Annotated in this window: 7 protein-coding genes and 1 pseudogene; 3 read left to right on the top strand and 5 right to left on the bottom strand. The window is 61.2% G+C overall.

Annotated features, from left to right (window positions below; translation table 11 throughout):
• Positions 1-95: 95 nt before the first annotated feature.
• The 5 genes from E0F99_RS11815 to E0F99_RS11795 all read right to left on the bottom strand — a co-directional run bounded on the left by E0F99_RS11815 (position 96) and on the right by E0F99_RS11795 (position 9120).
• Complete coding sequence (locus tag E0F99_RS11815) at positions 96-1259, bottom strand: zinc-binding metallopeptidase family protein (protein WP_083357351.1); 1164 nt, start codon at positions 1257-1259, stop codon at positions 96-98.
• A gap of 133 nt (positions 1260-1392) precedes the next feature.
• The gene (gene ligA, locus E0F99_RS11810; protein WP_083357350.1) at positions 1393-3759 is read right to left on the bottom strand and encodes an NAD-dependent DNA ligase LigA; all 2367 of its coding nucleotides are present in this window, start codon (positions 3757-3759) and stop codon (positions 1393-1395) included.
• 87 nt (positions 3760-3846) lie between these two features.
• The gene (gene zipA, locus E0F99_RS11805) at positions 3847-4710 is read right to left on the bottom strand and encodes a cell division protein ZipA (protein ID WP_130908776.1); all 864 of its coding nucleotides are present in this window, start codon (positions 4708-4710) and stop codon (positions 3847-3849) included.
• 259 nt (positions 4711-4969) lie between these two features.
• On the bottom strand, positions 4970-8458 hold the full coding sequence (smc, locus tag E0F99_RS11800) for a chromosome segregation protein SMC (protein WP_083357348.1): 3489 nt from the start codon (positions 8456-8458) through the stop codon (positions 4970-4972).
• A 2-nt stretch (positions 8459-8460) separates the two neighbouring features.
• Positions 8461-9120, bottom strand: coding sequence for a GntR family transcriptional regulator (locus tag E0F99_RS11795; protein ID WP_083357347.1), 660 nt, complete (start codon positions 9118-9120; stop codon positions 8461-8463).
• Positions 9121-9400: 280 nt separating this feature from the next.
• Between E0F99_RS11795 and xdhA the strand changes: the two genes are divergently transcribed.
• The 3 genes and pseudogenes from xdhA to E0F99_RS11780 all read left to right on the top strand — a co-directional run.
• A complete protein-coding gene (gene xdhA / locus E0F99_RS11790) occupies positions 9401-10849 on the top strand; it encodes a xanthine dehydrogenase small subunit (protein WP_083357346.1) in 1449 nt (482 codons plus the stop codon).
• Positions 10842-13229, top strand: a complete 2388-nt coding sequence (xdhB, locus tag E0F99_RS11785; RefSeq protein WP_083357345.1) for a xanthine dehydrogenase molybdopterin binding subunit — start codon at positions 10842-10844, stop codon at positions 13227-13229. Before xdhA ends, xdhB begins: the two co-directional genes overlap by 8 nt.
• Positions 13230-13349: 120 nt before the next feature.
• A pseudogene (locus E0F99_RS11780) lies at positions 13350-13736 on the top strand (XdhC family protein); the annotation flags it as partial.
• Positions 13737-13750 lie beyond the last annotated feature (14 nt).

The following is a 13750-nucleotide window of genomic DNA, read 5'->3' as shown; positions in this document are numbered from 1 at the left end:
GCCTCTCGGCAAGCCGCGCCATTGTACCGATCTGATCGGAACTTACAACCGTTGACGCCGGATTAAAATATGAATCGACTCAAGCACTTGTGCCACTACCGAATCACGGACTCATCGGCCCTGCCACCCTCCTCCTGGATCACCAGGTGAATGAAGTGCAGCTTGGCGATCACCGCCGGCGGCAACACGAAGGGATAGAAATCCGGCTGGCCCATGCTGCGTGACAGCTCATTGAGCATGCCAGCCAGTTCGATCCACGCATTGACGAATGACAGGAACGCCGCACCACCGGGGTGTTCGGGGTCGTGGAGCGTGCTCAGGGGGAAGGGCTGATAATCCAAGTCCATCTCGCGGGCGCTCATGCCAAAGCCCAGGGCCGTGTCGACGGCGTCCATCATGTGCAGGTAGTGGGCCCAGGTTTCGGCCCAGTCTTCCCAGGGGTGCATAGTGGCGTAGGCGCTGACGCACGTTTGCGCCCAGTCCGGACGCGGGCCGTGCTGGTAATGCCGGTCGAGAGCCTCGGCATAGCTGGCGCGTTCGTCGCCGAACAGGGTGCGAAACGGTTCGAGCCAATGGCTGTTAGCGATCAGTTGGTCCCAATAGTAGTGCCCGACCTCATGGCGAAAATGGCCGAGCAGCGTGCGATAGGGCTCGCGCATCTGTACGCGGAGTTTTTCGCGATGGGCGTCGTCGGCTTCCTTGATGTCCAGGGTGATCAAGCCGTTGGCATGGCCCGTGGTGGGCGCGTTGCCCTCCAGGTCGATGCCGACGAAATCGAAAGCCAGGCCGGCGTCTTCATCGACGCTTTTAGGCACCACCTGCAAGCCCAGGCTGATCAATTGCGCGACCAGTCGGCGCTTGGCAGTTTCTACTTTGCCCCAGCGTTCGGGGTTTTCCGGCACAGACAAGTCGGGAATGGTGCGATTGAGGCTGCAGGCCACGCATAACGGTGCGGTGCTATGGGCGGGAATCAGCCAGTTGCAGGCTGCCGGAGTGTCGAGGTTGGCACAGCGGCGGAAGGCGCCGGCCGCCAGGTTGTCGTCCGCAAGCCACGTGCCGGCGACCGGTCCAGGTTGCAGCGACGACAAGCGGCTTTGCTGCGGCTGATAGCCCAGCAGCGCTTGGCAAGCCAGGCACTGGCTGTTGCGAAAGAACAGGGACTGACCGCAACGGCATTGCCACACCTTGCTGTTGCGCGAGGTTTGGCCCATGAACGGTGCGCCGATGCGCGAACTGAGTTGCTCGAAGTAGCGGAACATGGCGAACTCTCCCTAGGTGACCAAGACTAGATCATATTCCGCCTGCAATCGTTCAACGCGCGATGGGGCTGCTGCGCAGCCCAACACGGCGCAAACCCGCTCGCCACAATAAGCTCACGGCCCACACGCGCCGTCAGACGGTGATGTTGTGTTTGGCCAAGAACGCCACAAACGCTTCTTCGTCGAGTACCTTGAGCCCCAGCTCGGTGGCCTTGGCCAACTTCGAGCCGGCGCCAGGCCCTGCGACCACGCAATGGGTTTTGGCCGACACCGAACCCGCGACCTTGGCGCCCAGGCTTTCGAGTTTGTCCTTGGCCACATCGCGGCTCATCAACTCCAGGGAGCCGGTCAGCACCCAGGTATGCCCGGCTTCCGGCAAGCCTTCGACGACCCTCTTCTCGCTCTGCCAGTGCATGCCGAAGTCCTTGAGCTGCTGCTCGATGGCCAAGGCATGGTTGGCGTTGTCTGCGTTATCGAAGAAGTCGCGCACGGCTTTGGCCTGCTTCTCGGGCAGCGCCTGGCGCATGTCCAGCCAGTCGGCCTTGATCACGCCTTCCAGAGAGCCAAATTTATCCGCCAGTTTCTGCGCAGCGCCAGGGCCGACGCTGGGCACGTACAGCTTGTCGAGCAAGCCGCCCAATGTGGTGCTGGCAGCGAACTCGGCGCTCAGGTCGCCCTGCTCCTGCAATTGCAGGGCGCATTCGTCTGGCGACAACAGCGCGCCAATCACCTCCTGGTTGTGGCTGTCTTCGAAAAAGCTGTGAATCTCGTGCGCCACTTCCAGGCCGACGTCCGGCAGGTACGTCAGCACTTGCGGCAAGGCCATCTGCACGCGCTCCAGGGACGCCAGCGAGCGCGCCAGCACCTTGGCGGTCTCCTCGCCTACATCAGGAATGCCCAGGGCGTAGATGAAGCGCGCCAGGGTCGGCGTCTTGCTGTTTTCGATGGCGGTAATCAACTTCTTGCTGGAAATATCGGCAAAGCCTTCCAGGTCGATGATCTGCTCATACTTCAATTTGTAGAGATCGGCCGGCGAACCGATGAGCTTCTCATCCACCAGTTGTTCGATGGTCTTGTCGCCCAGACCGTCGATGTCCATGGCACGGCGCGAGACAAAATGGATAATCGCCTGCTTGAGCTGCGCGCCACAGGCCAGGCGCCCGACGCAGCGGTACACCGCGCCTTCGCTGACGGTTTCCTTGCCCTTGCTGCGCCTCACCAGTTGCGTGCGCTCCACGTGGGAGCCGCACACCGGGCAATGCTCGGGGATCTGCACCGCACGCGCGCTTTGCGGACGGCGCTCGGTGACCACCGACACGACCTGCGGAATCACATCCCCGGCGCGGCGGATGATCACGGTGTCGCCGATCATCAGGCCCAGACGCGCGACTTCATCCATGTTGTGCAAAGTGGCGTTGGACACGGTTACTCCCGCGACCTTGACTGGCTTGAGGCGCGCCACCGGCGTCACCGCGCCGGTGCGGCCCACTTGGAATTCCACATCAAGCAGTTCGGTCAGCTCTTCCATGGCCGGGAATTTATGCGCAATGGCCCAGCGCGGTTCGCGGGCGCGAAAGCCCAGTTCGCGCTGCGAGGCAATGCTGTTGACCTTGAACACCACGCCGTCGATTTCATAACCCAGGCTGTTACGCCGTTCGCCAATGTCGCGGTAGTAGTCCAGGCATTCCTGGATGCCATTGGCCAACTTCAACTCGTGGCTGATCGGCATGCCCCACTTCTGCAATTGCTGCAAGTTGCCGATGTGGGTGTCGCTGATATCCGCCGTCACCTGGCCAATGCCATAGCAGCAGAATTCCAGCGGGCGGCTGGCGGTAATCTTCGAATCCAGCTGGCGCAGGCTACCAGCAGCAGCGTTACGGGGGTTGGCGAAGGTCTTGCCGCCGACTTCCAACTGCGAGGCGTTCAGCCGCTCGAAACCGGCCTTGGACATGAACACTTCGCCACGCACTTCAAGCGTCGCCGGCCAGCCGCTGCCGTGCAGCTTCAGCGGGATATTGCGCACGGTGCGCACATTCACGCTGATGTCTTCGCCGGTGGTGCCGTCGCCACGGGTGGCGCCGCGTACCAGCTCGCCGTTTTGATACAAGAGGCTGACCGCCAGGCCATCGAGCTTGGGCTCGCAACTGTATTGCACCGCCGCGCCGCCGCCGAACAGATCGCCCACCGGCAAGTCCAGACCTTCGGTGACCCGGCGATCAAACTCGAGCATGGTGGTTTCATCAAAGGCGTTACCGAGGCTGAGCATCGGGATTTCGTGCTTTACCTGAGTGAACGCCGACAACGCAGCACTGCCGACCCGCTGCGTCGGTGAATCACGCGTCACCCACTGCGGATGCTCAGCTTCCAGGGCCTTTAGCTCGTGGAACAACCGGTCGTACTCGGCGTCCGGAATGCTCGGCTCGTCGAGGACGTGGTAGCGGTAGTTGTGCTGATCCAGTTCAGCGCGCAGTTGGAGGATGCGGGTATGGGCGGCGGTCATGGGTGTTCTCTCAGAAAGCAAAAGAGCAGCCGAAGCTGCTCAATATGTTAGTGCGCTTATTCTACCGACAACGCTGAAGACCAATCCTCAGCGTTTCTGTGTCAGGGCGCGACGCTCGAACTCAACGATGCGCTGACGGTAGTGTTCGATGGTCTGGGCAGTCAGGACGCTGCGTTGGTCGTCCTTGAGCTCGCCATTGAGTTCCTGCGACAGCTTGCGTGCGGCGGCCACCATCACGTCGAAGGCTTGTTTGGGGTGACGCGGGCCTGGCAGGCCGAGGAAGAAGCTCACGGCCGGCGTGCTGAACAGGTCGATATCGTCCAGATCGAAGGTGCCCGGCTTGACCGCGTTAGCCATGGAGAACAGCACTTCGCCGTTACCCGCCATGCTTTCGTGGCGGTGAAAAATGTCCATCTCGCCAAACCGAAGGCCGCTTTCCAGGATGTTCTGCAACAGCGCCGGGCCTTTGAAACCAGCAGCGTCGCGGCAGATCACGCTGATCACCAAGACTTCTTCGGCGGCCGGCTGATCGTTGACCGATTGGCGCGCCGCGCCCTTGGTTGGGGTCTCGTCAGGGAAGTCGTCATCGCGGCTGCTGAAGCTTGGGCCGTCATCGACGTCCAGGTTCAGGTCGCCCTGATGCGGCTCGGCAACGGCAGCACTGCCGCGCTTGCCACGCTTGGAAGACGGTTCACGGCCCTCACGGACCGGCGCGCTCATCGACGGCAAGTCGTGTTCGTCCAATTGCGGCTCTTTATGCGTATCCAGCACACGAGGCGGCCCCAGCAGCCCGGCGCTGCCGTCGTCGTCAGGCAAGTTGGACAGGTTGCGGTCCAGACGGAATTTAAGCTTGCCCTTGCCACCGCGCATGCGGCGCCAGCCATCAAAAAGAATACCGGCAATGACAATAATGCCGATGACGATCAGCCACTCGCGCAGACCGATTTCCATGTAATCCCGTGCCTCTAATAAAAAATGCTGAAAAATAAGGGGTTTAGCACCGTGCAAACCGCTTTAAAACGTGGCGCCAACTCTATGTTCTGACTGACGTTTTGCCCACGCATACGAAAAATTGACATTAAACTAGCACGACCAAAGATAACTTTACACCGTCTGTCAAAATGGCTTGAAAAAATATGTCCATTTGCCACTTTCGCCAGCCCCGTAAACCCTCCTACAGCCCGCTATAAAAATCCTTTCCCGGCGCGGTTCAGGATTCCACCATCGCCATCGCTTCTTCGACATCCACCGCTACCAATCGCGAACAGCCCGGTTCGTGCATCGTCACACCCATCAACTGATCCGCCATTTCCATGGCGATCTTGTTGTGGGTGATATAGATGAACTGCACGGTCTGGGACATCTCTTTAACCAACCGGGCGTAGCGTCCAACGTTAGCGTCATCCAGCGGCGCGTCAACTTCGTCGAGCATGCAAAACGGCGCCGGGTTCAACTTGAAGATCGCAAATACCAGGGCCAATGCCGTCAGGGCCTTCTCGCCACCGGACAACAAATGGATGGTGCTGTTCTTCTTGCCCGGAGGCCGCGCCATGATCGTCACCCCTGTATCGAGTAGATCTTCGCCCGTCAGTTCCAAGTAGGCGCTGCCGCCACCGAAAACTTTCGGGAATAACGCCTGTAAACCACCATTAATCTGATCAAAGGTATCTTTGAAGCGATTACGGGTTTCCTTGTCGATCTTGCGGATCACGTTTTCCAGGGTGTCCAGGGCTTCCACCAAGTCGGCGTCCTGGGCATCCAGATAACGTTTGCGCTCCGATTGTTGCTGATACTCGTCGATGGCCGCGAGGTTGATCGCGCCGAGTCGCTGAATACGTGCAGCAATCCGTTCAAGTTCTTCTTCGGCGTCTTTCTCGTTGGCCTGGGCGGTCAACGTATTAAGCACGCCGTGCAAGTCGTAGCCGTCTTCCAGCAACTGGTCTTGCAGGGTCTTGCGGCGCACGGTCAGGGCTTGCCATTCCATGCGCTGTTGTTCGAGCTGGCCGCGAATCAGCTGTGATTGCTGCTCGGCCTGGGTCCGGCGTTTTTCCGCGTCGCGCAGTTCGCGGTCGGTGTCTTCCAGCGCGATCTGCGCGGTCTTGAGTTCTTCGTCGACGCTCATGCGTTTGTCGAGCAACGCTTCCAGCTTGAGCCGCAGCTCTTCCAGCGGCGCCTCGCCCTCTTCCAGGTTGAGGCTCAGTTGCTCGCGCTTTTCGGTGAGGCGTTCGGATTGCATCTCCAGGCGCTCAAGGGCCTGGCGCGTGGACGTGTGCTGAGCCTGCAGCGAGCCTAGGCGCACCGCCAACTGGTGGGCGTGATCCTTGTGCTGACGGGCTTCCTGGCGCACACGATCGAGGCGTTCGCGCAGGCTGTCGCGTTGGGCCAGCAACAGTTCGCGCTGCTCGGTGTCCAGCGCCATGCTGTCGAGGGCTTCCTGCAACTGCAGGCGCGCTTCGCCGATTTGCTCGTGTTCCAGAACACGCTGCTCGCCCATCTCCGCCACTTCTTCGTCGAGGCGAGTGCGGCGCAAGGTCAGTTGTTCGGCCTTGGCTTTGCTCGCCGACAGCTGGGCTTTGAGTTCGCCTTGCTGGCGCGCTTCATCCTGCAACAGACGGCGCAGGTGCTCACGGCCGGTCTCTTGCTGGCGCTGGGTGGCGCGCAGGGTTTGCAGTTCGGTTTCCAGGCTTTCCAGGGTGGCTTCACGCTCTTCGCGTTCGGCGCTCAGGTTGACGATTTCCTGGCCACGGGCCAATACGCCGCTTTCGGCTTCGCTGGCACGGCGCACACGCAGGAAGTGGCGGCCCACCCAGTAGCCATCGCGGCTGATCAGACTTTCGCCGGCCGCCAGCTGACCGCGTTGGGCCAGGGCTTGCTCCAGCGAGTCCACGGGCTTGACCTGACCCAGCCATGGCGACAGGTCAATCGCCGCTTCAACTTTGTCGAGCAGACTGCCTGGCACGCGGGTGCCATCGGCAGCCGGGCTGAGCAAACGCAGATCGCCTTGGGAGAAACCGGCCAAGTCGAAGCCGCCAAAATCATCGACTAATACAGCCTGCAGATCGGCACCGAGCACGGTTTCCACCGCCAGTTCCCAGCCCGCCTCAACCTTCAAGCCTTCGGCCAGGCGCGGGCGTTCGGCCAGGTGTTGGTCGCGCAGCCACTCGGCCGTGCCGGTGCCCGGGTCCAGGGCAGCTTGCTGCAAGGCTTCGAGGGACGCCAAGCGTCCGTTCAGCCGCTGCAAATCGCCTTGGGCCTGTTGCTGCGCCTGGGTCGCCTGTTGCAGTTGCTGACGCAATTGCTCCAGGCGCTCCACTTGCTGTTCTTCGCTGGCTTCAAGCTCTTCGAGGGTCATTTCGCTTTCAGCCAGTTGCTCGCTCAGCGCCATGATTGCCGCGTCTTCCGGGTCGGCGGCGAGCAACACGCGCTCTTCCTGCAGACGACGCTGACGCTCGGCCAGGCGCTCCATGCTGGTTTCCAGCTGCTGGATGCGCGACTGCTGCACCTCGGCCTGGCGGCGCGGCTCGGCGGATTGCAGGTTGAAAGCGTCCCACTGCTCCTGCCAGCCGTGCATGGTGGTTTCGGATTCTTCCAGGGCGGCGGCGGCCTCTTCGGCGGCCGCGCTGGTGATTTCCTGCTCCGGGGTGAGCATGTCCAGCTCTTCGCCGAGGGTCAGCAGCAAGGTGCGGTCGTGACCCAGGTGCGATTCGGTTTCAAGGCGCGCACGCTCAGCTTCCTTCAAGTCGTCCTGCAACTGGCGCAGACGCTGCTGGCCGTGCTGGATGCTCTGTTCGACCCGGGCGATATCACCGCCCACCGAATAAAAGCGCCCCTGCACCAAGTTGAAGCGCTCGGAGAGGTCATGGTGACCGTCACGCAGGCGCTCAATGCTGGCGTCGGCATTGCGTTGTTCGGCCACCAGCGCTTCAAAGCTGATTTCCTGGGTGCCGATGATCGCTTCGCGCTGGCCGACCTGATCATTCAGCGCCTGCCAACGCAGGGCCGAGAGTTGCGCCTTGAGCTGGCGTTCTTCGCCCTTGTATTCCTGGTACTTCTCGGCGGCCTGGGCCTGGCGGTGCAGGCGCTCCAACTGACGCTCCAGTTCTTCACGCAAGTCGGTCAGGCGGGCGAGGTTTTCATGGGTACGGCGGATGCGGTTTTCGGTCTCGCGACGGCGCTCCTTGTATTTGGAGATGCCGGCCGCTTCTTCGATAAAGTTGCGCAGGTCTTCGGGCTTGGCTTCGATCAGCTTGGAGATCATGCCCTGTTCGATGATCGAGTAGCTGCGCGGGCCCAAGCCTGTGCCGAGGAAGATATCGGTGATGTCACGGCGCCGGCACTTGGTGCCGTTGAGGAAGTAGCTGTTCTGGCTGTCGCGCGTCACTTTGCGGCGGATCGAGATTTCCGCGTAGGCCGCGTATTCACCGACCAGGGTACCGTCGGAGTTGTCGAACACCAGCTCGATACTGGCCTGGCTCACCGGCTTGCGGCTGGTGGAGCCGTTGAAGATGACGTCGGTCATCGACTCGCCGCGCAGGTTTTTTGCCGAGCTCTCGCCCATCACCCAGCGGACGGCGTCGATGATGTTCGACTTGCCGCAGCCATTGGGCCCCACCACTGCCGCCATGTTACTGGGGAAGTTCACCGTGGTCGGGTCGACGAAGGATTTGAACCCCGCCAGTTTGATGCACTTGAGCCGCACGCTTAGGCGTCCGCCAACGCAGCGATCACCAGCGAGGAACTGCGCTGGCCATAGGCCGACAGTACCTGGCGAATCTGCACCAGGTCACGGGCCAGCACGGCGGCGAGCAGTTGCTCGAACAATGCCAGGTACTCGCTCATGGATGCCTTGCGTTGATCCAGCGCCAGGTAATAGGCGCGGTTCATTGCCGGCTGCAGGTTTTCGACGGTTTCCTGCAAATAGGGGTTGTTGGCAAAAGGGTAAGCAGCGCGCATCACGTTGAAGCTTTCTTCGACGAAGGCACGGATATCCTGACGCTCAAAACTGCCCACCAGACGCTGCTGGATTTGCAGGAACGGCGCCATGTCGACCTGGGTCTGCCAGCCCAGGGCCACTGCGTTACCGAGCAGAATGTACAACTCGCCCATCAACGTGCACAGGCTCTGCGCCTTGTGTGCGGTCAGCTCGGTGACGTGGGCACCACGGCGCGGCAGAATCGCGATCAGGTGGCGACGTTCGAGGATCAATAAGGCTTCACGCACGGAACCACGGCTGACATTTAATGCCAGCGTGACTTTCTGTTCCTGGATCCGCTCCCCAGGCTTGAGATCGCCGCGAATGATACGTTCGGCGAGGTGGTGAGCAATTTGCTCGGCGAGACTGTCCGGCGCCTTGAACGTCATGTTTTCCCTTCAGATTCTTCTATCTGTACAAACGCGGCAGTGTAGCGCATTGGCCCGCTGATGGCGCTACGCCCACGGTGGCGAATTTGGCATGAAATAAGCAGCGTTGAAAACCCACACGCCGCCAAAAACGCCGGTTCCAGAAGACTGGACCATAATTGAACGTGTTGCGATCGCAGTTTCTTGACCTTCCGGTCAGAAAATCATTGACCGAAAAGTCAGACATGACTAGATTCGGCGCAAAGCGGTTAACAACAATAATGAGTCTGCGAGGCCTTCCGTGATCCAGTTTTTACTTAACCAGGAACTCCGTAGTGAGCACGCCCTGGACCCCAACCTGACCGTGCTCAACTATTTGCGTGAGCACCTGGGCAAATCCGGTACTAAGGAAGGCTGCGCCAGCGGCGACTGCGGTGCGTGCACCGTGGTGGTCGGTGAGTTGCACACTGACGCGCAAGGCGCGGAGCGGATTCGTTATCGCAGCCTCAATTCGTGCCTGACCTTTGTGTCGTCGTTGCACGGCAAACAATTGATCAGCGTCGAGGACCTCAAGCACCAAGGCCAACTGCACAGCGTGCAACAGGCCATGGTCGAGTGCCACGGCTCGCAATGCGGTTTTTGCACACCCGGCTTCGTGATGTCGCTGTTTGCCCTGCAAAAGAACAGCGACGCGCCCGACAGCCAAAAAGCCCACGAAGCCCTGGCCGGCAACCTGTGCCGCTGCACCGGCTACCGCCCGATTCTTGCGGCCGCCGAACAAGCCTGCTGCAACAAACCAGTCGACCAGTTCGACAGCCGCCAAGCCGAGACCATCGCGCGCCTCAAAGCCATTGCGCCAACGCAAACCGGCGAGCTCAACAGTGGCGACAAACGCTGCCTGGTGCCGCTGACCGTCGCCGACCTGGCCGACCTCTATGACGCTTACCCACAAGCCCGACTGCTGGCCGGCGGCACCGACCTGGCGCTGGAAGTCACGCAGTTCCACCGCACCCTGCCGGTGATGATCTACGTCGGCAATATCGACGAGATGAAGCGCATCGAAAACTACGACGACCGCCTGGAAATCGGCGCCGCCACCGCCCTTTCCGACTGCTACGGTGCGTTGCATCACGAATACCCGGACTTCGGCGATTTGCTGCACCGCTTCGCCTCCCTGCAAATCCGCAACCAGGGCACCTTGGGCGGCAACATCGGCAACGCCTCGCCGATTGGTGATTCACCGCCGCTGCTGATCGCCCTAGGTGCGCAAATCGTACTGTGCAAGGGCAATGTGCGCCGCACCTTGGCGTTGGAAGACTACTTCATCGACTACCGCGTCACCGCGCGCCAAGACAGCGAGTTCATCGAGAAAATCATCGTGCCTAAAGGCCATTCGCTATTTCGCGCCTACAAGGTTTCCAAGCGCCTGGACGATGACATTTCCGCTGTGTGCGCCGCCTTCAACCTGAAGATCGACAACGGGGTAATCAGCGAAGCCCGCGTGGCCTTCGGTGGCATGGCCGCCACGCCAAAACGCGCGAAAAGCTGCGAAGCCGTATTGGTCGGCGCCACCTGGAACGCCGCCAGCGTAGAGAAAGCCTGCGCCGCCCTCGCCGAGGATTTCACGCCGCTGTCGGACTTCCGCGCCAGCAAGGAATACCGCCTGCTCAGCGCGCAGAACTTGCTGCGTAAATACTTTATCGAACTGCAAACACCGCACATCGAGACTCGGGTGACCGCTTATGTCTAACCATCACGCCGTCGTTAAAACCCAGGCCGAACTTGCCGAGCTATTTACCCAGGACCTGACCTCCGGAGTCGGGCGCAGCGTCAAGCATGACAGCGCCGCCAAGCACGTCAGCGGCGAAGCGCAGTACATTGATGACCGCCTGGAATTCCCTAACCAATTGCACCTGTATGCGCGCATGTCAGACCGCGCCCACGCCCGCATCATCAGTATCGACACTGCGCCTTGCTACGCCTTTGAAGGTGTGCGCATCGCGATCACCCACGAAGACGTGCCGGGCCTGAAAGACATCGGCCCGCTGATGCCCGGCGACCCGTTGCTGGCCATCGACACCGTGCAGTTTGTCGGCCAAGTGGTGCTGGCGGTGGCCGCCCGCGACCTGGAAACCGCACGCAAAGCTGCCATGGCCGCGGTGATCGAATACGAAGACCTGGAACCGGTGCTGGATGTGGTCGAGGCCTTTCGTAACAAGCACTTTGTGCTCGACAGCCATACCCACCAACGCGGTGATTCGGTGGGCGCGCTGGCGACGGCAAAAAACCGTATCCAGGGCACGCTGCACATCGGTGGCCAGGAACACTTCTACCTGGAAACCCAGATCTCGTCGGTGATGCCCACCGAAGACGGCGGCATGATCGTCTACTGCTCCACGCAAAACCCCACCGAAGTGCAGAAGCTGGTGGCCGAAGTGCTCGACGTGTCGATGAACAAAATCGTGGTCGACATGCGCCGCATGGGCGGTGGTTTCGGCGGCAAGGAAACCCAGGCCGCCAGCCCCGCGTGCCTGTGCGCGGTGGTCGCGCGCCTCACCGGCCAGCCGACCAAAATGCGCCTGCCGCGCGTCGAAGACATGCTGATGACTGGCAAGCGTCACCCCTTCTATATCGAATACGACGTGGGCTTTGACGACAGCGGCCGCCTGCACGGCATTAACTTGGAACTGGCGGGTAACTGCGGCTGCTCGCCCGACCTGTCGAACTCGATTGTCGACCGCGCGATGTTCCACGCCGACAACGCGTATTACCTGGGTGACGCCACGGTCAACGGCCATCGCTGCAAGACCAACACCGCGTCCAACACCGCCTATCGCGGCTTCGGCGGCCCGCAAGGCATGGTCGCCATCGAAGAAGTCATGGACGCCATCGCCCGCCACCTGGCGCTGGACCCGTTGGCGGTGCGCAAGGCCAACTACTACGGCAAGACCGAGCGCAACGTCACCCACTACTACCAGACCGTCGAGCACAACATGCTCGAGGAAATGACCGCCGAGCTTGAGGCCAGCAGCCAATACGCCGAGCGCCGCGAAGCGATTCGCCTGTACAACGCCCATAGCCCGATCCTGAAAAAAGGCCTGGCGCTGACGCCGGTGAAGTTCGGTATTTCGTTTACCGCCAGCTTCCTGAACCAGGCCGGCGCGCTGATCCACATCTACACCGACGGCAGCATCCACCTGAACCACGGCGGCACCGAGATGGGCCAGGGCTTGAACACCAAGGTTGCGCAGGTGGTGGCCGAAGTGTTCCAAGTCGAAATCGACCGCGTACAGATCACCGCCACCAACACCGACAAGGTGCCCAACACCTCGCCGACGGCGGCTTCCAGCGGTGCCGACCTGAACGGCAAGGCTGCGCAGAACGCCGCCGAAACCATCAAGCAACGCTTGGTGGAATTTGCCGCGCGCAAATACGACGTGAGCGAAGCGGACGTGGAATTCCACAACGGCCATGTGCGCGTGCGCGATCAGATTCTGACCTTTGAAAGCTTGATCCAGCAGGCGTATTTCGCCCAGGTCTCATTGTCGAGCACCGGCTTCTACAAGACCCCGAAAATCTTCTACGACCGCAGTCAGGCGCGCGGGCGGCCGTTCTACTACTTCGCGTTCGGCGCGGCCTGTTGCGAGGTGATCGTCGACACCCTCACCGGCGAATACAAGATGCTGCGCACCGACATCCTCCATGACGTAGGCGCCTCGCTGAACCCGGCCATCGACATCGGCCAGGTCGAAGGCGGCTTTATCCAGGGCATGGGCTGGCTGACCATGGAGGAGCTGGTGTGGAACAACAAAGGCAAGCTGATGACCAACGGCCCGGCCAGCTACAAGATCCCGGCCGTGGCGGATATGCCGCTGGACCTGCGCGTGAAGCTGGTGGAAAACCGCAAGAACCCGGAAGACACCGTGTTCCATTCCAAGGCCGTGGGCGAGCCGCCGTTTATGCTCGGGATTGCCTCGTGGTGCGCGATCAAGGATGCCGTGGCGAGTTTGGGCGAGTATCGCCATCAGCCCAAGATTGATGCGCCGGCGACACCGGAAAGGGTGTTGTGGGGGTGTGAGCAGATGCGGCAGTTGACCGCTGCAAAAGCCGTCGAAACTGAGCTGGCTTGATCGTTCCCACGCTCAGCGTGGGAATGCCGCCATGGACGCTCTGCGTCCGCTCTTGTGACGCAGCGCGTCACGGTATGCATTCCCACGCGGAACGTGGGAACGATCTGACTGGAGGTGACTATGAACAACTGGATCAGCGCCCTCGCCGACCTGCAGAACAGGGGTGAACCCTGCGTGCTGGTGACCATCATCGAAGAGCTCGGCTCCACGCCGCGCAATGCCGGCTCAAAGATGGTCATCAGCGCCGCACAGACCTTCGACACCATCGGCGGCGGGCACTTGGAATACAAGGCGATGCAGATCGCCCGCGACATGCTCGTGCGTGGCCAGCAAAACACCCATCTGGAGCGCTTCAGCCTCGGCGCCAGCCTGGGCCAGTGCTGCGGCGGCGTGACCGTGCTGCTGTTCGAACCCATGGGTCAGGTACAAGCCCAGATCGCCGTATTCGGTGCCGGCCACGTTGGCCGTGCCTTGGTGCCGTTGCTGGCCAGCCTGCCGTGTCGGGTTCCGTAGGTCGGAGG

The sequence above is a fragment of the Pseudomonas antarctica genome (genome assembly GCF_900624995.1).
GTDB lineage: Bacteria > Pseudomonadota > Gammaproteobacteria > Pseudomonadales > Pseudomonadaceae > Aquipseudomonas > Aquipseudomonas antarctica.
Note: the sequence above shows the minus strand (reverse complement) of the source record. Positions and strands in the feature narration are given on the sequence as shown.

What these genes read in the sequence shown, in the direction of transcription:
- xdhB (WP_083357345.1), top strand. Translation starts at nt 10,842, where the DNA reads ATGTCTAACCATCACGCCGTCGTTAAAACCCAGGCCGAACTTGCCGAG.
- E0F99_RS11795 (WP_083357347.1), bottom strand. Translation starts at nt 9,120, where the DNA reads ATGACGTTCAAGGCGCCGGACAGTCTCGCCGAGCAAATTGCTCACCAC.
- ligA (WP_083357350.1), bottom strand. Translation starts at nt 3,759, where the DNA reads ATGACCGCCGCCCATACCCGCATCCTCCAACTGCGCGCTGAACTGGAT.
- E0F99_RS11815 (WP_083357351.1), bottom strand. Translation starts at nt 1,259, where the DNA reads ATGTTCCGCTACTTCGAGCAACTCAGTTCGCGCATCGGCGCACCGTTC.
- zipA (WP_130908776.1), bottom strand. Translation starts at nt 4,710, where the DNA reads ATGGAAATCGGTCTGCGCGAGTGGCTGATCGTCATCGGCATTATTGTC.